This window comes from Streptomyces viridiviolaceus (assembly GCF_014650995.1).
Classification (GTDB): domain Bacteria; phylum Actinomycetota; class Actinomycetes; order Streptomycetales; family Streptomycetaceae; genus Streptomyces; species Streptomyces viridiviolaceus.
In genome coordinates this window covers 20376-38375 of the sequence record NZ_BMWA01000022.1, presented here as the reverse complement: position 1 = coordinate 38375, position 18000 = coordinate 20376, and the positions used below count along the sequence as shown (strand labels likewise).

The window sequence follows — 18000 nt, the reverse complement described above, 5'->3', positions numbered from 1 at the left end:
CCGTTCAGCAGCTGGACTTCCCCGCGTACAGCGCGAGGGCGGTGTTGGCACCCAGGGACGCCGTGAACTGGCCGGAGGAGTTCACGGTGACCGTGCGGTTGCCCTGGACGTCGCAGTAGGCCCCCGCCGGCAGCGAGGTCTGGTAGGTGCGGTTCAGGGAGCCGCTCTCGTGGTTGATGGCGACGAAGCCCTTGCTGCCGCGCCCGAAGGCGATGGCGTCGCCCCCGTTGTCCCACCAGTTCGTCACCGACTGCCCCCGCACGGCGTTGCGGAAGGCCACCATCGACCTGATCTCCGGCCAGGCGTGCTGGCACTTCCAGCCGTCCTGCCAGCAGGCGTTCACGGCCCCGCCGTTGGGCGGCCCGGCGTCGGCGTTCGACCACTCGTAGCCGGAGTTGACGTCGGGGGCGCCGTAGGGCCAGGCCAGCATGAAGACGTTGGCCAGGGTGTAGTTCGCGTTGTCCTTGTAGCTGAGGGTGGATCCGTTGCGCTCGGTGTCGTGGTTGTCGACGAAGACACCGGAGACACCGCTGCTCATGTAGCCCCAGCCCTCGCCGTAGTTCCTCAGGTACGCGAGGTTCTCGTTGTTGAAGACGCGCTTGAGGTCGTAGGCGTAGCGGAACTCCTGCACGTCCCCGTTGCCGGTGTACTCGGTGGGCTGGACGGCCTCGCCGGCGCCGTGGATGACCTCCTGCTTCCAGTACACGGACGGATTGGTGAGGCGGGACTTGATGTTCGCGAGGTCGGCGGCCGGGATGTGCTTGGCCGCGTCGATCCGGAAGCCGTCGACACCGAGGGAGAGGAGGTCGTTCAGGTATCCGGCGATCTTCCCGCGGACGTAGTCCTCGCCGGTGTCGAGGTCGGCGAGGCCGACCAGTTCGCAGTGCTGGACGTTGTAGCGGTCCTGGTAGTTGCCGATCTGCGCGGTGCAGTCGTCGAAGTCGTACGACGAGTACAGGCCCGGGTAGTCGTACTTCGTGTACGACGAGCCGCCGGTGCCGGTGCCGCTGCCCGCCGACATGTGGTTGACCACCGCGTCGGCGACGACCTTCACGCCGGCCGCGTGGCAGGTGTCCACCATGTTCTTGAAGGCGGTGCGGTCGCCGAGCCGTCCGGCGATCCTGTAGCTGACGGGCTGGTAGGAGGTCCACCACTGCCCGCCCTGTATGTGCTCGGCGGGCGGGGAGACCTGGACGTATCCGTAGCCGGCGGGGCCGAGGGTGTTCGTGCACTCCTTGGCGACGGAGGCGAAGTTCCACTCGAACAGCACGGCGGTGACGTCCTTGGCGCCGGGCGGTGAGGCGTCGGCTGTGGATGGGGTCATGACAAGGGCAGCTGCCGCGAGGGCGACTGCCCCGGAGAGGGTTCTGCGTGCCATGTGGGGGTTCCTTCTCCATTGAAGGCTCTTGCTGAAATCTTCAGCAACCTTGCGGTGACGCAGATGGTAAAGGCCCGCCGCCCGAAAGGGCAGCGGGCCGTACGCAATTGAACGAAGATTCTTACCGCGTGGCCGTCAGACGGTCGTCCACCACACCGTCGTGTCCGCCGGCACCTTCGTCTCGCCGTCCGCCTCGGTCACCTCACCGCTGGCCAGCAGCACCCGGCCGTACGCGGGCATCGTCACCGACTCGCCGGTGGTGTTGGCGACGCACACGAACTCCCCGCGCCGGAAGGCGAGCACGCCCTCGGGCGCCCGCAGCCACTCCACCGCGTCGCCCGCGCCCAGGTCGGGCCGGTCACGGCGGACGGCCAGCGCCGTGCGGTACAGCTCCAGCGTCGAGCCGGGCACGCCGGTCTGCGCCTCGACGCTCAGCTCGCCCCAGCCGTCGGGCTGCGGAAGCCAGCTGCCGCCGGCACCGAAGCCGTACGACGACCCGGTGCGCGTCCACGGGATCGGCACCCGGCAGCCGTCGCGGAAGCCGTCCTGCCCCGCGCCGCGGAAGTACGCCGGGTCCTGGCGCACCTCGTCCGGCAGGTCGACGACGTCCGGCAGGCCCAGCTCCTCGCCCTGGTAGACGTAGGCCGAGCCCGGCAGGGCCAGCATCAGCAGGCTCGCGGCACGGGCCCGGCGCAGGCCCAGTTCGCGGTCGCCGGCCAGACGGATCTGGGTGCCGAGGCCGGCCGGGTTGGCGAAGCGGGTGGCGTGCCGGGTGACGTCGTGGTTGGAGAGCACCCAGGTCGCCGGGGCGCCGACCGGGCGCATCGCCTCCAGCGTGCGGTCGATGACCCCGCGCAGTTCCTCGGCGTCCCAGTGGGTGCCCAGGTACTGGAAGTTGAACGCCTGGTGCAGCTCGTCGGGGCGGACGTAGTTGGCGGTGCGCTCGACGGTCGGGGTCCACGCCTCCGCGACGAAGATGCGCTCGCCGGAGTACTCGTCGAGGATGAGGCGCCACTGCCGGTAGATGTCGTGGACACCGTCCTGGTCGAAGAACGGCATGACATCGTTGCCCAGCAGCTTGAGCTGCTCGTGGGATCCCAGGTCCGGCAGGCCCTCGGCCTTCACCATGCCGTGGGCGACGTCGATGCGGAAGCCGTCGACGCCCATGTCGAGCCAGAAGCGCAGGATGGAGCGGAACTCGTCGCCGACGGCCGGGTGTTCCCAGTTGAAGTCGGGCTGCTCGGGGGCGAACAGGTGCAGGTACCACTCGCCGGGCGTGCCGTCGGGTTCCGTCACGCGGGTCCAGGCCGGGCCGCCGAAGATGGACTCCCAGTCGTTGGGCGGCAGTTCGCCGTCCGCTCCCTTGCCGGGGCGGAAGTGGTAGCGCTCCCTCAGCGGGGAGCCCGGGCCCTCCGCGAGTGCGCGCTTGAACCATTCGTGCTGGTCGGAGGAGTGGTTCGGGACGAGGTCGACGATGATGCGCAGGCCCAGCCCGTGGGCGTCCCGGATCAGCGAGTCCGCGTCCAGCAGGGTGCCGAACATCGGGTCGACGGCCCGGTAGTCGGCCACGTCGTAGCCGGCGTCGGCCTGCGGCGAGGCGTAGAAGGGGCTGAGCCACACGGCGTCCACGCCGAGGTCGCGCAGGTACGGCAGGCGGGTGCGGACGCCTTCCAGGTCGCCCATGCCGTCGCCGTTGCTGTCGGCGAAGCTGCGCGGATACACCTGGTAGATCACCGCGTCCCGCCACCAGTCGCGGTGCCCCGCGACGGTGGCAGTGGCGGAGGTGGGGGCCGGGGCTGCGGAGTGCTGCTGGCTCATGTCGTCCTTGATGCGTAACTGGGGGCGGGTCATGGAGTCGTGGGGTGGTCGGCGACGGGTGACGAGGCGGCCGCGGTGACAGCGGGGTCTGGGGGTCCCCCCGCTCGAGCGAAGCCGAGAGTGGGGGAGGGCACCGCGCCGCCACCCGCGCGCGGCGAGGCGCACGGGAGACGTCGGACACGGGGGTCAGCCCTTCGTGCCGCCCGCGGTCAGCCCGGTCACCAGGTTCTTCTGCACGAGGTAGAAGAACGCCGAGACGGGTATCGCGACCAGCACGGCGGTGGCGGCCATCAGGTTGCGCTGCGCGTCGTGTTCGCTGACGAAGCTCTGCAGACCGACGGCGAAGGTGTACTTCGTGTCGCTCAGCATGAACGTCGAGGCGAAGGCGACCTCGCCGAAGGCGGTGATGAAGCTGTAGAAGCCGGCGACCGCCAGGCCCGGCCTGGCGAGGGGCAGGATCAGCCGGAAGAACGTGCCGAAGGGGCTCAGCCCGTCGACGCGCCCGGCCTCGTCGATCTCGAACGGGATGGTGTCGAAGTAGCCCTTGAGCAGCCAGGCGCAGTACGGCACCGCGGTCGAGCAGTAGACGAGGATCAGACCGAGGTAGTTGTCGATGAGCTGGAGCTCCGACAGGATCTGGTACATCGGCACGATCAGCACCGCGATGGGGAACATCTGGGTGACCAGGAGCACCCACATGAGCTTGCGGTAGCCCGGGAAGCGCATGCGGGAGACCGCGTAGCCGGTGGTGGCGGCGACCATGACGCCGATGACCGTGGTGCCGAGCGAGACGATCAGCGAACTCTTCATCCAGTCGAAGAAGTTCGTGTGCTGGAGCACGTACGCGTAGTTGTCGAAGGTCATCTTCGACCAGATGCGCTCGGGGTGCAGGTAGTCGTCCTTGTCCGGGCCGAGGGACAGGAAGACCAGCCAGGCGATCGGGAAGAGCGCGGCGAGGCTCGCGACGATCAGCAGGCCGTGGGAGGCGAGGGACGCGCCGAGGCTGCGCTCGCCGCGGCCGCGCACCCGGCGCGGCGGGGTGGCGGACGCGGTGCCCTCCTCGGCCGGGGCGGGCGCCGGAACGGTCGTAGTGCTCATGGGGGCTCCTGCCTCAGATCGCGAGCTGCTGCTCATTGCGGTTCAGCCAGCGGCGGTAGAAGGAGGTGAAGACGATCAGGATGGCCAGCAGCAGGATGCCGTAGGCGGCGGACTGTGCGAAGTCGCGCGGTTGCTGTCCGAAGCCGAGTTGGTACGCCCAGGTGACGAGGATCTGGGCGTCGGGGGCGGTGTTGCCGAACAGCAGGAAGATGACGGCGAACTGGTTGAAGGTCCAGATGATGCCGAGCAGGACGACGGTGGAGCTGACGGACCTCAGCCCGGGCAGGGTGACGTAGCGGAACCGCTGCCAGGCGTTCGCCCCGTCCATCTCGGCGGCCTCGTACAGGCTCTTGTCGATGGACTGCAGGCCGCCGAGCAGCGAGACCATCATGAACGGCACACCGCACCAGGTGTTGACCATGATCGCGGCGAACCGCTGCCAGAAGGTGTCCTCCAGCCACAGCGGCGTCGGCAGGTGCAGCGCGTCGAGGCCGGCGTTGATGATGCCGCCGTCCGCGAGCATGAAACGCCAGCCGAAGACGGTGACGAAGGTCGGCACGGCCCACGGCAGGACCAGGACCAGCCGGTAGAAGGTGCGGCCGCGCAGCTTCTGGTTGAGCAGCAGGGCGAGGCCGAGGCCGATGCAGTAGTGCAGGCCGACGCAGACCGCCGTCCACACGATCGTCCAGATGAAGTGCGACCAGAAGCGGTCGTAGGCGGTCGGGCCCCACAGGATGTCGGCGTAGTTGTCCAGGCCGATGAACTTGTAGGTGGCCTCGATCTCGTTGACGCCGATGGTGCGTGCCGTGTTGAGGCTGTTGGCGTCGGTGAGGGTGAGGTAGAGGCCGTAACCGAGCGGGTACAGCACGAGGACGCCGATCACGACGGCCACCGGCGCGATCATGGCGTAGGCGTACCAGTGCTTCTGGTACCCGTCTTTCAGACGCCGGCCGAGCCCGGGCCGCGGGGTGCGGTCACCGCGGCGCTTGCCGGTCGCGCGGTCGATGGCGACTGTCATGGTTCGACACCTTCGGGAGGTTCGGGAAGGTCGAGAGGTCGAGAGGTTCCGTGGGATCGAGGGGCACGGCGCCCAGGCCGCCGGCCGCCGCGTCCGATCCCCCCGGTCGGAGCGCGGCGGCCGGGCGGGGTCACTTGCTGAAGTCCGGCACCAGCTTGGTGAACGCCACCTCGACGTTGCTCAGCCCCTTGTCCAGGGACTCCTTGCCGCCGGCGATCTTCGGCAGCTCGTCGTCGAGCGGGGTCCACAGGGAGCTGTACTCGGGCAGCGCGGGACGCGGCTGGGCGGCGGGCAGGACGCCCTGGTAGCCGGCGATGCCCGGGTCGGCCTTGACCTCGGCGGTGTAGGCGTCGTCACGGGTCGGCAGCGTGGAGTTCTTCAGGGCGATGGTCTCCTGCGACTTCGCCGAGGTCATGAAGTTCACCAGCTTCAGCGCCGCCTCCTGGTGGGCCTTGTCCGAGCCGGCGTACACCGAGAGGTTGTGGCCGCCGGTCGGGGCGCCCGCCTTGCCGGTGGAGCCGGCCGGGACGGTGGCGATGCCGAGGTTGTTCTTGTCCTTGAAGGCCGAGCCCTTGTAGAAGTTCGTGATCTCCCACGGGCCCTGGATGATCGAGGCGACCTTGCCGCTGACGAACGCGTCCTGGATGTGCGCGTAGGCGTCGGCGGTGGTGTCGGCCTTGTGCAGGCCCTTGCCGTCGAACAGGCTCTGCCAGGTGCCGTACGCCTTCTTGGCCTCCGGCGAGTTCACGGTGATCTTCTTGCCCTCGGCGTCGACCGTGTCGGTGCCCTCGCCGTAGAGGAACGGCTGCGCGTAGTAGCCCGCGGTGGAGCCCCAGTAGCCGTCGACGCCGGTCTTGTCCTTGATGGTGGCGGCGGCCTTCTTCAGGTCGTCCCAGGTCTTCGGCGCCTCGACGCCGGCCTTCCGGAACAGCTCCTTGTTGTAGACGAACGCGAGCGTGTCGGTGACCAGCGGGACGCCGTAGGTCTTGCCCTCGTACTTGGCCTGCTCGATCAGGCTGGGCTGGAACTTCGCCTGGTCGGCGAGGGCCTCGGTGCCGTCCAGCGGCAGGAAGAAGCCCTTCTTGGCGAAGGCCGGGGTCCAGCCGACCTCGGAGCGCAGCACGTCGGGGGCGCCCTTGGAACCGGCGGCGGTGTCGAACTTGTTCTGCGCCTGGTCGAACGGGACGTTGACGAAGTTGACCTTGATGTCCTTGTTGGCGGCCTCGAACTCCTTGACCAGGGCCTTGTACGTGGGGGCCTCGTTGGTCGCGTTGGAGGTGTCCCAGTAAGTGATGGTGACCGGTCCGCCGGACTCGCTGTCGCTGCCGCTGTCCCCGCCGCACGCCGTCGCCGCCAGGGCGAGGGACGCCACCAGCGCGGTGGCCGCTATGCCACGCCGCATGAGTTCTCCTTGAGGGTGAAAGCCCGTGTGTGCAGGAGGGGTCCCGTCCGCCGCTCCTGTCGACATGCCGACTGCGCCGTTGCCGCCGCCGGGCGACGTGAACGTAACAGCGATGTAAGCAGCGCGAAAGGTCTTGCAGCAAAAAAGTGCAAGAGATCTCCGAAGTTATCCGGGCGTGACCTTCTGGCGACCGTCGCGAGACGCTTGTTTACGGGGGTGGAGCGGTATGGGGCCGGTTGTGCAAGACTCTGCAAGCTCTTGCCACCACTTTCTCGAGGGAGCGCGATGACGCAGCAGCCCGCGCCGGGCCGTCCAACAGGCCGCCCACGGCGTCCGGTCGGTGTGCAAGGTGACATCCGGCCGGTACAGTCCAATCCTGTGACCACACGGCTTGCCGACATCGCTGCCCAGGCGGGGGTGAGCGAAGCGACCGTCAGCCGCGTCCTCAACGGGAAGCCGGGCGTCGCCGCCACCACCCGCCAGTCCGTACTGGCCGCCCTCGACGTGCTGGGCTACGAGCGCCCGGTGCGGCTGCGGCAGCGCAGCGAGGGCCTGGTGGGCCTGATCACTCCCGAGCTGGAGAACCCGATATTCCCGGCCCTGGCGCAGGTCATCGGCCAGGCGCTGACCCGCCAGGGGTACACGCCGGTCCTGGCCACCCAGACTCCGGGCGGTTCGACGGAGGACGAGCTGACGGAGATGCTGGTCGACCGCGGCGTCGCCGGCATCATCTACGTCTCCGGCCTGCACGCCGACACCACCGCCGACATGCAGCGCTACGAACGGCTGCGGGCGCAGGGCGTGCCGTTCGTCCTCGTCGACGGCTTCTCGCCGAAGGTGCAGGCGCCGTTCATCTCCCCCGACGACCGCGCCGCGACGAGCCTCGCGGTCACGCACCTCGTCTCCCTGGGCCACACCCGCATCGGCCTGGCCCTCGGCCCGAAGCGTTTCGTGCCCGTGCAGCGCAAGATCGAGGGCTTCGTCCGCGCGGTCCAGGAACAACTGGGTCTGAGCGCCGAGACGGTGGAGTCGGAGCTCGTCCAGCACTCCCTCTACACCCTGGAGGGCGGACAGGCGGCGGCCACCGCGCTCATCGAACGGAACTGCACGGCCGTGGTGTGCGCCAGTGACATGATGGCGCTCGGCGCGATACGGGCGGCCCGGCAGCAGGGCCTGGACGTGCCCAAGGACATCTCGGTCGTCGGCTTCGACGACTCCCCCCTCATCGCCTTCACCGACCCGCCGCTGACGACCGTCCGCAAACCGGTCCCGGCGATGGGGCAGGCGGCGGTGCGCACGCTGCTGGAGGAGATCGGCGGCACGCCCGCCCCGCACAGCGAGTTCGTGTTCATGCCGGAACTGGTGGTGCGCGGCTCGACGGCGTCGGCGCCGGGCGACCGGATCCGGACCTGAAACCGTCCCGGACCGCCCCGAACCACCCCCGCACCACCCCCGAATCGTCCTCAAGACGGAGATTGCACGCGTGGTGACCTGCGTGGGGAGGAAACACCCCGCCTCCGTCGGGTGGAGGGAGTGCGACCCGGACCCGACGGGGGGATGATCGGTGGCAGAAGGCTTTTCTGGCAGACTTTGTGCCTATGGGTGACACGACCACGACGACTCCGGACTGCCTGGCAGAGGCCGCCCCGCGTCCCGTCGCGGCCGAGTCGGAGCCCGGTGTCCTGAGCCGGCTGCGCACACCGCGCAGGCCCCGGCTGTGGTTCGAGATCCTGCTGATCGCGCTGAGCTACTGGACGTACTCCCTCGTCCGCAACGCCGTGCCGGAACAGCGCGCCCAGGCCCTGCGCAACGCCGACTGGATCTGGCGGGTCGAGCACCAACTCGGCATCGCCGTCGAGGAGTCGGTCAACCATGCCGTGAACTCGGTGACTTGGCTCGTCGTCGGCATGAACTACTACTACGCGACGCTGCACTTCGTGGTCACCCTGGGGGTGCTGGTCTGGCTGTACCGCAGCCATCCCGGCCGCTACGCGGCGACCCGCCTGGTCCTCTTCGCGACGACCGGCGTCGCCCTGGTCGGCTACTACCTGTATCCGCTCGCCCCGCCCCGCCTGATGAACGGCGGACACTTCGTCGACACCGTGATGGTCCACCAGACCTGGGGCTCGATGGCGTCCGGCGACCTGAAGAACATGTCGAACCAGTACGCGGCGATGCCGTCGATGCACATCGGCTGGTCCGTGTGGTGCGGGCTGACCCTGTTCGCGCTGGCCACGGTGCCGTGGGTCCGGGTGCTCGGCCTGGTCTACCCGGCGGCCACGCTGGTGGTGATCGTCGCGACGGCCAACCACTTCTGGCTGGACGCGGTCGGCGGGGTGCTGTGTCTGGGGTTCGGGTACGGGGTGGCCCGGGTGTGGTACGGGGCGCTGCCGCACGAGCTGCCCAGGGTGGTGCCGGCGCGGCAGGGGGCGTGGTTGCCGACCAAGGCGTAGGGCTGCCCGGCGTCGCTGCGGGCCGGGGACGGGTCGCGCAGCCCGGCGCGCCGACGGGGTGTTCTCCCTCCACTGCCCGCCCGTGCCGCCCTGGGGGGGGCTCCCAGGCCGTTCGGGCACTGGGGGAGGCACGACTACTGCCCGCGGCCACGGCGCGGGCGACGGCCCGCGGCGGCTGCGGCGCGACGGCCCGCGGCGGCTGCTCGCCGTCACGACCGGCTAGCCGCCGTAGAAGAGTTCCTCCACCACTGCCCTGGCCCGGCGGGTCGTGCGGCGGTACGCGTCCAGCATGTCGCCCGCGTGGCCGGGGCCGTATCCGAGGTAGCGGCCCACCGCGGCCAGCTCGCGGCTCTCCGAGGGGAACGTGTCCCCGGCCCGCCCCCGCACCAGCATCACGGCGTTGCGCACCCGCGTCGCCAGCACCCACGCCTCGTCGAGGGTGCCGGCGTTCTCCTCGGAGATGAGCCCGGCGGCAGAGGCGGCCGCCAGCGCCTCACGTGTCCGGGTGGTGCGCAGCCCGGGCTCCCCGTGGCCGTGCCGCAGCTGCATCAGCTGCACGGTCCACTCCACGTCGGACAGTCCGCCCGGCCCCAGTTTGGCGTGCAGCTTGGGATCCGCGCCGCGCGGCAGCCGCTCGGACTCCATCCGGGCCTTCAGCCGCCGGATCTCGCGTACGGCGTCCTCGCCGAGCCCGTCCGCCGGGTACCGCAGCGGGTCGATCAGCTCGATGAACCGCCGCCCCAGGTCCTCGTCCCCGGCGACGAACTCGGCCCGCAGCAGCGCGTGCGACTCCCACACCAGCGACCAGCGCCGGTAGTACGCCTCGTAGGACTTCAGGGTGCGCACCAGCGGTCCGGACTTGCCCTCCGGACGCAGGTCGGCGTCGATGAGCAGCGGCGGGTCGGCGCTCGGCAGCGCGAGCAGGCGGCGCATCTCGGCGACGACCTTGCCCGCGGCGTCCCCGGCCTCCCGGTCGCCGACCCCGTCGCGGGGCTCGTGCACGAACAGCACGTCCGCGTCCGAGCCGTAGCCCAGCTCGTGCCCGCCGAACCGGCCCATGCCGATGACCGCGAACCGGGTCGGCAGGGTGTCCCCCCACCCGTCCCGCACGACCGCCCGGAGCGTCCCCGCCAGCGTCGCCGCCGTCAGGTCCGACACCGCCGCACCGACCCGGTCCACCAGGGCGCCCTGGTCGGCCTCGACGGGCTGCGCCTCGGTGCCGTAGGAGCCGACGATGTCGGCCGCGGCCGTACGGAACAGCTCCCGCCGCCGCATCCCGCGTGCCGCCGTGACGGCCTGGACGGCGCCGTCGGCGCGGCGGACCGCGGCGAGCACCTCCTGCTCCAGCTGGGCCCGTCCGCGGGGCTCCAGGCCCCCGCCGTCGCCGTCCCCGAGCAGCGCCACCGCCTCGGGAGCCCGCATCAGCAGGTCGGGGGCGAGCCGACCCGCGGACAGCACACGGGCGAGGTTCTCCGCCGCGGCGCCCTCGTCCCTGAGCAGCCGCAGATACCAGGGCGTCTTGCCGAGCGCGTCCGACACCTTGCGGAAGTTGAGCAGACCGGCGTCCGGGTCGGCGGAGTCGGCGAACCAGCCCAGCAGCACCGGCAGCAGCGTCCGCTGGATCGCCGCCTTGCGGGTGACGCCGGAGGCCAGCGCCTCCAGGTGCCTGAGCGCCGCGGCCGGGTCGGCGTACCCGAGGGCGACCAGCCGTTCCCGGGCCGCCTCCGCGCTCAGCCGGGCCTCCCCCGGCGCCAGCTGGGCGACCGCGTCGAGCAGCGGCCGGTAGAACAGCTTCTCGTGCAGGCGCCGTACGACGGCCGCGTGCCGCCTCCACTCGCGCAGCAGCCCCGCGACCGGGTCGGTGCGCAGGCCGAGGGAGCGGCCGAGGCGGCGCAGGTCGGTCTCGTCCTCGGGGACGAGATGGGTGCGGCGCAACCGGTGGAGCTGGATCCGGTGCTCCATGGAGCGCAGGAAGCGGTACGCCTCGTCGAGCTGGGTGGCGTCGACCCGGCCGACGTACCCGCCCGCCGACAGCGCCCGCAGCGCGTCCAGCGTCGTGCCGCTGCGCAGGGAGGCGTCGGCCCGTCCGTGCACCAGCTGGAGCAGCTGCACGGCGAACTCGACGTCCCGCAGGCCGCCCGGGCCGAGCTTGAGCTGGCGGTCGACCTCGGCGGCGGGGATGTTCTCCACCACCCGGCGGCGCATCTTCTGCACGTCGGCGACGAAGTTCTCGCGCTCGGCGGCCTGCCACACCAGGGGCTGCAGGGCGGCGACGTACTCGGCTCCGAGGCCCGGGTCGCCGGCGACCGGGCGGGCCTTGAGCAGTGCCTGGAACTCCCAGGTCTTGGCCCAGCGCTGGTAGTAGGCGAGGTGGCTGCTGAGGGTCCGCACGAGCGGACCGTTGCGTCCCTCGGGGCGCAGATTGGCGTCCACGGGCCAGATGGAGCCCTCGACGGTGGTCTCGGAGCAGACCCGCATCATGTGCGAGGCGAGCCGGGTCGCGGCGCGCAGCGCCTTCGCCTCGTCCGCGCCGCCGACGGCCTCGCCGACGAAGATGACGTCGACGTCGGAGACGTAGTTCAGCTCGTGCCCGCCGCACTTGCCCATCGCGATCACCGCGAGCCGGCACAGCGCGGCGTCCTCGGGCGCGGCGGTCTCGGCGAGACGGAGGGCGGCGCGCAGGGTGGCGGTGGCGAGGTCGGCGAGCTCGGCGGCGGTCTCGGCGACGTCGATGGTGCCGCACACGTCCCGGGCGGCGATGGACAGCAGGCAGCGCCGGTAGGCGACGCGCAGCGCGACGGGGTCGTGGGCGTCGGCGAGGCCGCGCTCGAACTCCTCCACGCCCCGGTGCAGGTCCCGGGGCTCGTAGGTGACGAGGGCCTGCCAGTCGCCGGCGTGCCGGGCGAGGTGGTCGCCGAGTGCCTCGGAGGCGCCGAGCACGCCGAGGAGGCGGTCGCGCAGCGGCTTGGACGCCGTCAGCGTGTCCAGCAGTTCACGGCGGGCGCTGGGCTCGGGCTGGGCCTCCAGCAGCCGGACCAGACCGTGCAGGGCGAGATCGGGGTCGGCGGTGGCACCGAGGGCCTCCAGCAGGACCGGGTCGTCGCGGACCGGTGCCAGGTCCCCGCTGTCCAGCAGCCGCTCGGCGGCCGAGGGATCGGTGAACCCGTGCCGCAGCAGCCGCGTGAAGGTACTGCTCCTGCGCCCCGGCGCCGTCATCCCGGCCTCCCGTCGGATCAAGGTCGTCCTGGCCAGAGCCTAACCGGACTGACCGGCCGTGGCGCCGGTGAGTTCCGGGGTGCCGGAGCCGCCCTGTGGGAGCCCCGGCATTCGCGGGTTTCGGTGGCGTCCCGCACCGTTTTCCGCTTCGGTGAGACAGAGCCGTCGACCGATGAGCCGAAGGAGTCACGCATGGACATCACCCTCGAAGTGATCCCGCTGCCCGTGAGCGACATCGACCGGGCCCGGGACTTCTACCGGGACAAGGTCGGCTTCCACGTCGACATCGACCAGGAGGTCATGCCCGGCATGCGGATCGTCCAGCTGACGCCCCCGGGATCGGGCTGCTCGATCGCCCTCGGCGACACCCTGTGGGAGATGACCCCGGGCCCGACGCCGGCCCCAGGCTCCTACCAGGGCCTGCAACTGTGCGTCGCCGACATCAAGGCGGCCCACGCGGAACTCGTCGGCCGCGGCCTGGAGGTCTCCGAGCCGGTCCGGTACGCCCCGGACGACGGCGCCACGTTCATGTACTTCTCCGACCCGGACGGCAACGGCTGGTCGGTCCAGGAGTACCGCCGCCGCTCGACGGAACCCCTGCACGTGCTCCTGGCGGAGCTGGCCGCCCGCCGGCGGTAGCCGGGGAGGAGCGGCGGATCCGGGCCGGATCGCGTGCGGCACGGCCTGCGGCTCCGCCACCGCGGGCCGGCCCGCGTCCTCCACACCCTCTCGGCGGCCCGCTACAGCACCGGCAGGTTCTTCCGCAGCTCGAACGCGGTGACCTCGGAGCGGTACTCCTCCCACTCCTGCTTCTTGTTGCGCAGGAAGAAGTCGAAGACGTGCTCGCCGAGGGTGTCCGCGACCAGGTCGCTGCGGTCCATCAGGGTCAGGGCCTCGCCGAGGTTCTGCGGGAGGGGCTCGATGCCCATCGCGCGGCGCTCGGCGTCGGACAGCGCCCAGACGTCGTCCTCGGCGCCCGGCGGGAGTTCGTAGCCCTCCTCGATGCCCTTCAGGCCGGCGGCGAGGAGGACGGCGTAGGTGAGGTAGGGGTTGGCGCCGGAGTCGATGGAGCGGACCTCGACGCGGGCCGAGCCGGTCTTGCCGGGCTTGTACATGGGCACGCGGACCAGGGCCGAGCGGTTGTTGTGGCCCCAGCAGATGTACGAGGGGGCCTCGCCGCCGGCGCCCGCCGTGCGCTCGCTGCCGCCCCAGATGCGCTTGTAGGAGTTCACCCACTGGTTCGTCACGGCCGAGATCTCCGCCGCGTGCCGCAGCAGGCCCGCGATGAAGGAGCGGCCGACCTTGGAGAGCTGGTACTCCGCGCCGGACTCGTAGAAGGCGTTGCGGTCGCCCTCGAAGAGGGAGAGGTGGGTGTGCATCCCGGAGCCGGGGTGCTCGGAGAACGGTTTCGGCATGAAGGTCGCCTGGACGCCCTGCTCCAGGGCCACCTGCTTCATGATCAGGCGGAAGGTCATGATGTTGTCCGCCGTGGACAGCGCGTCGGCGTAGCGCAGGTCGATCTCCTGCTGGCCCGGGGCGCCCTCGTGGTGGGAGAACTCCACCGAGATGCCCATCGACTCCAGCATGGTGATCGCCTGGCGGCGGAAGTCCATGCCGATGTTCTGCGGCGTGTGGTCGAAGTAGCCGGAGTTGTCGGCCGGGGTCGGCACCGAGCCGTCGACCGGCTTGTCCTTCAGCAGGAAGAACTCGATCTCCGGGTGGGTGTAGAAGGTGAACCCCTGGTCGGAGGCGCGGGCGAGGGCGCGCTTGAGGACGTAGCGCGGGTCGGCGAAGGACGGGGAGCCGTCCGGCATGAGGATGTCGCAGAACATCCGGGCCGTGCCGGGGGCCTCCGCGCGCCAGGGCAGGACCTGGAAGGTGGACGGGTCCGGCTTGGCGATCATGTCGGACTCGTAGACCCGGGCGAAGCCCTCGATGGCGGAGCCGTCGAAGCCGATGCCCTCGTCGAAGGCCTGTTCCAGCTCGGCCGGGGCCACGGCCACGGACTTGAGGAAGCCCAGCACGTCCGTGAACCACAGGCGTACGAACCGGATGTCGCGCTCCTCCAGCGTCCGGATCACGAACTCCTGCTGCTTGTCCATCTTCCGCTTCCCCATCCTTGCTGGTCAGGCCGCCTGTCTCCGGTACCGCGGGAGGCGGTCGGGCACCTGAGCATCCCACCACAGCACCGTTTCGTACGCGTTGCGGTCCTCGATCGGCCGGCCGACTCCGGACTGAACGCCCCGCCTACGGCGGATGTACGTCCGGGTGTACCGCCGTAGGTGTACCCGCCGTAGGTGTACCGCCATGGTGCACCGCTCTCCCCGCAGCGTAGAGGCCACGTGTTCGATCGGGCCATTCCTGGGGGCCCGTAGCGACAGATCCTGTGATCTCCCTACGCCACTCCCCTCCTTCACCATTACGATCAGCGGACTCCACAGCCCCCCTTTCCCAGAAGGGCACACCCCATGGGTTCCGCCAAGAAGACCAGCAGCACGGCGCGCCAGGCACGCATAGCCGAGATGCGCCGCGCCGAGGAGGCCCGCGAACGCCGGAACCGGATTCTCACGATCACGGCCAGTGTGGTGGTCGTCGGCGCCCTCGTCGCCGGCGGGGTCGTCCTCGTCCGGTCGCAGTCCGGCGACTCCGGCGACACGGCGGCCGACTCCAAGAACTCGGGCGGCTTCGTCACGGGCGAGGACGGCGTGCGGACCTGGAAGGGCACCCTGTCCCGCAACCACGTCACCAAGGACGTGACCTACCCGGCCGAGCCGCCGGTCGGCGGCGACCACAACCAGGTCTGGATGAACTGCAACGGCGACGTCTACACCAAGCCGCTGAACAACGTGAACGCCGTGCACTCCCTGGAGCACGGCGCCGTGTGGGTGACGTACACCGACAAGGCCCCGAAGGCGGACGTCGAGGCGCTGGCGGCGAAGGTGAAGAAGACCCCGTACTCGCTGATGAGCCCGAACGACGAGCAGAAGGACCCGATCATGCTCACCGCCTGGGGCCACCAGCGCACGGTGACGGGGGCGAGCGACCCGAACGTGGACAAGTTCCTCGAGAAGTTCGTCCAGGGCGAGCAGACACCCGAGCCGGGCGCGGCCTGCACCAACGGGCTGGCGCAGTGAGGCGTGCGGCCGCCGGCTGGATCGCGGGGGCCGCGGCGGCGGCCCTCGTCGCGGCGGGCGCGATCACCTACGCGGTCGCCGGGGACGACGGCGCGAGCCGTGTCCCGTCCGCCGACTCGGCGGACGCCGGGTTCGCCCGCGACATGGCGGTGCACCACCAGCAGGCCGTGGAGATGTCGTACATCGTGCGCGACCGCACGAAGGACGAGGAGGTGCGGCGTCTCGCGTACGACATCGCGCAGACGCAGGCCAACCAGCGGGGCATGATGATCGGCTGGCTCGACCTGTGGGGGCTGCCGAAGGTGTCGTCCGAGCCGCCGATGGCGTGGATGGGCATGGGCGAGGCGCCCTCCGCCGGGGAGGGGTCGCTGATGCCGGGGATGCCCACCGACGCCGAGATGGAGAAGCTCGGGACGCTCGACGGGAGGCAGGCGGAGGTCTACTACCTCCAGCTGATGACCGAGCACCACAAGGGCGGCGTGCACATGGCCGAGGGCTGTGCCGAGAAGTGCGCGGTCGGTGTGGAGAAGCGGCTGGCCCGGGGGATGGCCGAGGCGCAGGAGTCGGAGATCCGCTTGATGGCGGACCTGCTGGCGGAGCGGGGCGCGAAGCCGCGGTCGTGAGCCCGGCGCCCGCGTCACCCCATCGCGTCGGTCTGACGATTACACTGGGCGCGTGCCTCAACTACGACTCGCCCTGAACCAGATCGACTCGAGCGTCGGCGACCTCGCCAAAAACGCCGAGTCGGTCGTCCGCTGGACCCGGCACTCCGCCGAGCAGGGAGCGCACCTGGTGGCGTTCCCGGAGATGGTGCTGACCGGGTATCCCGTCGAGGACCTGGCCCTCAGGTCGTCCTTCGTGGAGGCCTCCCGCGCGGCGCTGCGCTCGCTTGCGACGCGCCTCGCCGAGGAGGGCTTCGGCGGGCTGCCGGTCGTCGTCGGGTACCTCGACCGCTCGGAGACCGCCCAGCCGAAGTACGGCCAGCCGGCCGGCGCGCCGCAGAACGCGGCGGCGGTGCTGTACGGCGGCGAGGTGGTGCTGAGCTTCGCCAAGCACCACCTGCCGAACTACGGCGTCTTCGACGAGTTCCGCTACTTCGTGCCCGGCGACACCATGCCGGTGCTGCGGGTGCACGGCGTCGACGTGGCCCTCGCCATCTGCGAGGACCTCTGGCAGGACGGCGGCCGGGTGCCGGCCGCGCGCTCGGCACGGGCCGGGCTGCTGCTCTCCGTCAACGCGTCGCCGTACGAGCGGAACAAGGACGACACCCGGCTGGAGCTGGTGCGCAAGCGGGCCCAGGAGGCCGGGTGCACCACGGCGTACCTCGCGATGACCGGCGGTCAGGACGAGCTGGTCTTCGACGGCGACTCGATCGTGGTCGACCGGGACGGGGAGGTCGTGGCGCGGGCGCCGCAGTTCTCCGAGGGCTGTGTCGTCCTCGACCTCGACCTGCCGGCCGCGGACGCCGACGCGCCGGCCGGCGTGGTGGACGACGGGCTGCGCATCGAGCGGGTCGTGCTGTCCGAGGAGCCGGTGCCGGCCTACGAGCCGGAGCTGACCGGCGGGTACGCCGAGCGGCTGGACGACGACGAGGAGGTCTACTCTGCGCTGGTCGTCGGCCTGCGGGCGTACGTCGCGAAGAACGGCTTCCGGTCGGTGCTGATCGGGCTGTCCGGCGGCATCGACTCCGCGCTGGTCGCGGCGATCGCGTGCGACGCGGTGGGCGCGGAGAACGTGTACGGCGTGTCGATGCCGTCGAAGTACTCGTCCGAGCACTCCAAGGACGACGCGGCGGAGCTGGCACGGCGCACCGGCCTGAACTACCGGACGGTCGCGATCGAGCCGATGTTCGACGCGTACATGGGGTCGCTGGGGCTGACGGGCCTGGCGGAGGAGAACCTCCAGTCCCGCCTGCGCGGCACGCTGCTGATGGCGATCTCCAACCAGGAGGGCCACATCGTGCTGGCACCCGGCAACAAGTCGGAGCTGGCGGTGGGCTACTCGACGCTGTACGGGGACTCGGTGGGCGCGTACGGGCCGATCAAGGACGTGTACAAGACGTCGATCTTCCGGCTGGCGGAATGGCGCAACCGGGCGGCCCGGGAGCGCGGCCAGACCCCGCCGATCCCGGAGAACTCGATCACCAAGCCGCCGAGCGCGGAGCTGCGGCCCGGGCAGGTCGACACGGACTCGCTGCCGGACTACCCGGTGCTGGACGCGATCCTGGAGCTGTACGTCGACCGGGACCGGGGCGCGGACGAGATCGTCGCCGCCGGCTTCGACCGGGAGCTGGTGACCAGGACGCTGCGGATGGTGGACACCGCGGAGTACAAGCGGCGGCAGTACCCGCCGGGCACCAAGATCTCCGCCAAGGGCTTCGGCAAGGACCGGCGCCTGCCGATCACCAACCGGTGGCGCGAGACCGGCTGACGGCCGCCCCGGGCGGCGCGACGAGCGGGGCGTGAGCCCTTCCGCGGGCGTGC

General features: G+C 70.9%; 13 protein-coding genes. 6 read left to right on the top strand and 7 right to left on the bottom strand.

What is annotated here, in order from left to right; all coding sequences use genetic code 11:
- Positions 1–4 precede the first annotated feature (4 nt).
- The 5 genes from IE260_RS28690 to IE260_RS28670 all read right to left on the bottom strand — a co-directional run bounded on the left by IE260_RS28690 (position 5) and on the right by IE260_RS28670 (position 6714).
- Positions 5–1378: an alpha-amylase gene (locus IE260_RS28690; protein ID WP_189877028.1), complete on the bottom strand. Its 1374-nt coding sequence runs from the start codon at positions 1376–1378 to the stop codon at positions 5–7.
- A gap of 135 nt (positions 1379–1513) precedes the next feature.
- On the bottom strand, positions 1514–3196 hold the full coding sequence (locus tag IE260_RS28685) for a glycoside hydrolase family 13 protein (protein ID WP_189877026.1): 1683 nt from the start codon (positions 3194–3196) through the stop codon (positions 1514–1516).
- Between the two features lie 186 nt (positions 3197–3382).
- Positions 3383–4294, bottom strand: a complete 912-nt coding sequence (locus IE260_RS28680; RefSeq protein WP_189877024.1) for a sugar ABC transporter permease — start codon at positions 4292–4294, stop codon at positions 3383–3385.
- A 13-nt stretch (positions 4295–4307) separates the two neighbouring features.
- Positions 4308–5312 carry a carbohydrate ABC transporter permease gene (locus IE260_RS28675; RefSeq protein ID WP_189877022.1) on the bottom strand — a complete coding sequence of 335 codons (1005 nt, stop codon included), beginning with the start codon at positions 5310–5312 and terminating at the stop codon, positions 4308–4310.
- Positions 5313–5442: 130 nt separating this feature from the next.
- The gene (locus IE260_RS28670) at positions 5443–6714 is read right to left on the bottom strand and encodes an extracellular solute-binding protein (protein ID WP_189877020.1); all 1272 of its coding nucleotides are present in this window, start codon (positions 6712–6714) and stop codon (positions 5443–5445) included.
- 378 nt (positions 6715–7092) lie between these two features.
- On the opposite strand from IE260_RS28670, the gene IE260_RS28665 reads away from it, so the two are divergent.
- Together IE260_RS28665 and IE260_RS28660 are read left to right on the top strand one after the other, a co-directional pair.
- Positions 7093–8127 (top strand): LacI family DNA-binding transcriptional regulator, encoded by a 1035-nt coding sequence (locus IE260_RS28665; RefSeq protein WP_189877018.1) that lies wholly within the window; start codon positions 7093–7095, stop codon positions 8125–8127.
- Positions 8128–8312: 185 nt separating this feature from the next.
- Complete coding sequence (locus IE260_RS28660; RefSeq protein ID WP_189877016.1) at positions 8313–9167, top strand: phosphatase PAP2 family protein; 855 nt, start codon at positions 8313–8315, stop codon at positions 9165–9167.
- Positions 9168–9386: 219 nt separating this feature from the next.
- Here the strand turns inward: IE260_RS28660 and IE260_RS28655 are convergent, their stop codons facing one another.
- Positions 9387–12383: a bifunctional [glutamine synthetase] adenylyltransferase/[glutamine synthetase]-adenylyl-L-tyrosine phosphorylase gene (locus IE260_RS28655; RefSeq protein WP_189877014.1), complete on the bottom strand. Its 2997-nt coding sequence runs from the start codon at positions 12381–12383 to the stop codon at positions 9387–9389.
- Positions 12384–12575: 192 nt separating this feature from the next.
- Between IE260_RS28655 and IE260_RS28650 the strand changes: the two genes are divergently transcribed.
- Positions 12576–13022 carry a VOC family protein gene (locus tag IE260_RS28650; RefSeq protein ID WP_189877012.1) on the top strand — a complete coding sequence of 149 codons (447 nt, stop codon included), beginning with the start codon at positions 12576–12578 and terminating at the stop codon, positions 13020–13022.
- 101 nt (positions 13023–13123) lie between these two features.
- Here the strand turns inward: IE260_RS28650 and glnA2 are convergent, their stop codons facing one another.
- Positions 13124–14485 carry a gamma-glutamylpolyamine synthetase GlnA2 gene (gene glnA2 / locus IE260_RS28645; RefSeq protein ID WP_189877010.1) on the bottom strand — a complete coding sequence of 454 codons (1362 nt, stop codon included), beginning with the start codon at positions 14483–14485 and terminating at the stop codon, positions 13124–13126.
- Positions 14486–14851: 366 nt separating this feature from the next.
- Here glnA2 and IE260_RS28640 point away from each other — a divergent pair, with 366 nt between their 5' ends.
- Genes IE260_RS28640 through IE260_RS28630 form a run of 3 tightly spaced genes read left to right on the top strand, consistent with a single transcriptional unit; the run spans position 14852 to position 17947 of the window.
- Entirely contained in the window at positions 14852–15517 is a 666-nt protein-coding gene (locus IE260_RS28640; RefSeq protein WP_189877008.1) for a thioredoxin-like domain-containing protein, read from the top strand.
- The gene (locus tag IE260_RS28635) at positions 15514–16140 is read left to right on the top strand and encodes a DUF305 domain-containing protein (RefSeq protein WP_229881400.1); all 627 of its coding nucleotides are present in this window, start codon (positions 15514–15516) and stop codon (positions 16138–16140) included. The genes IE260_RS28640 and IE260_RS28635 overlap by 4 nt, the downstream gene beginning before the upstream one ends.
- 52 nt (positions 16141–16192) lie before the next feature.
- Positions 16193–17947: an NAD+ synthase gene (locus tag IE260_RS28630; protein WP_189877006.1), complete on the top strand. Its 1755-nt coding sequence runs from the start codon at positions 16193–16195 to the stop codon at positions 17945–17947.
- The last annotated feature ends 53 nt before the right edge of the window (positions 17948–18000 follow it).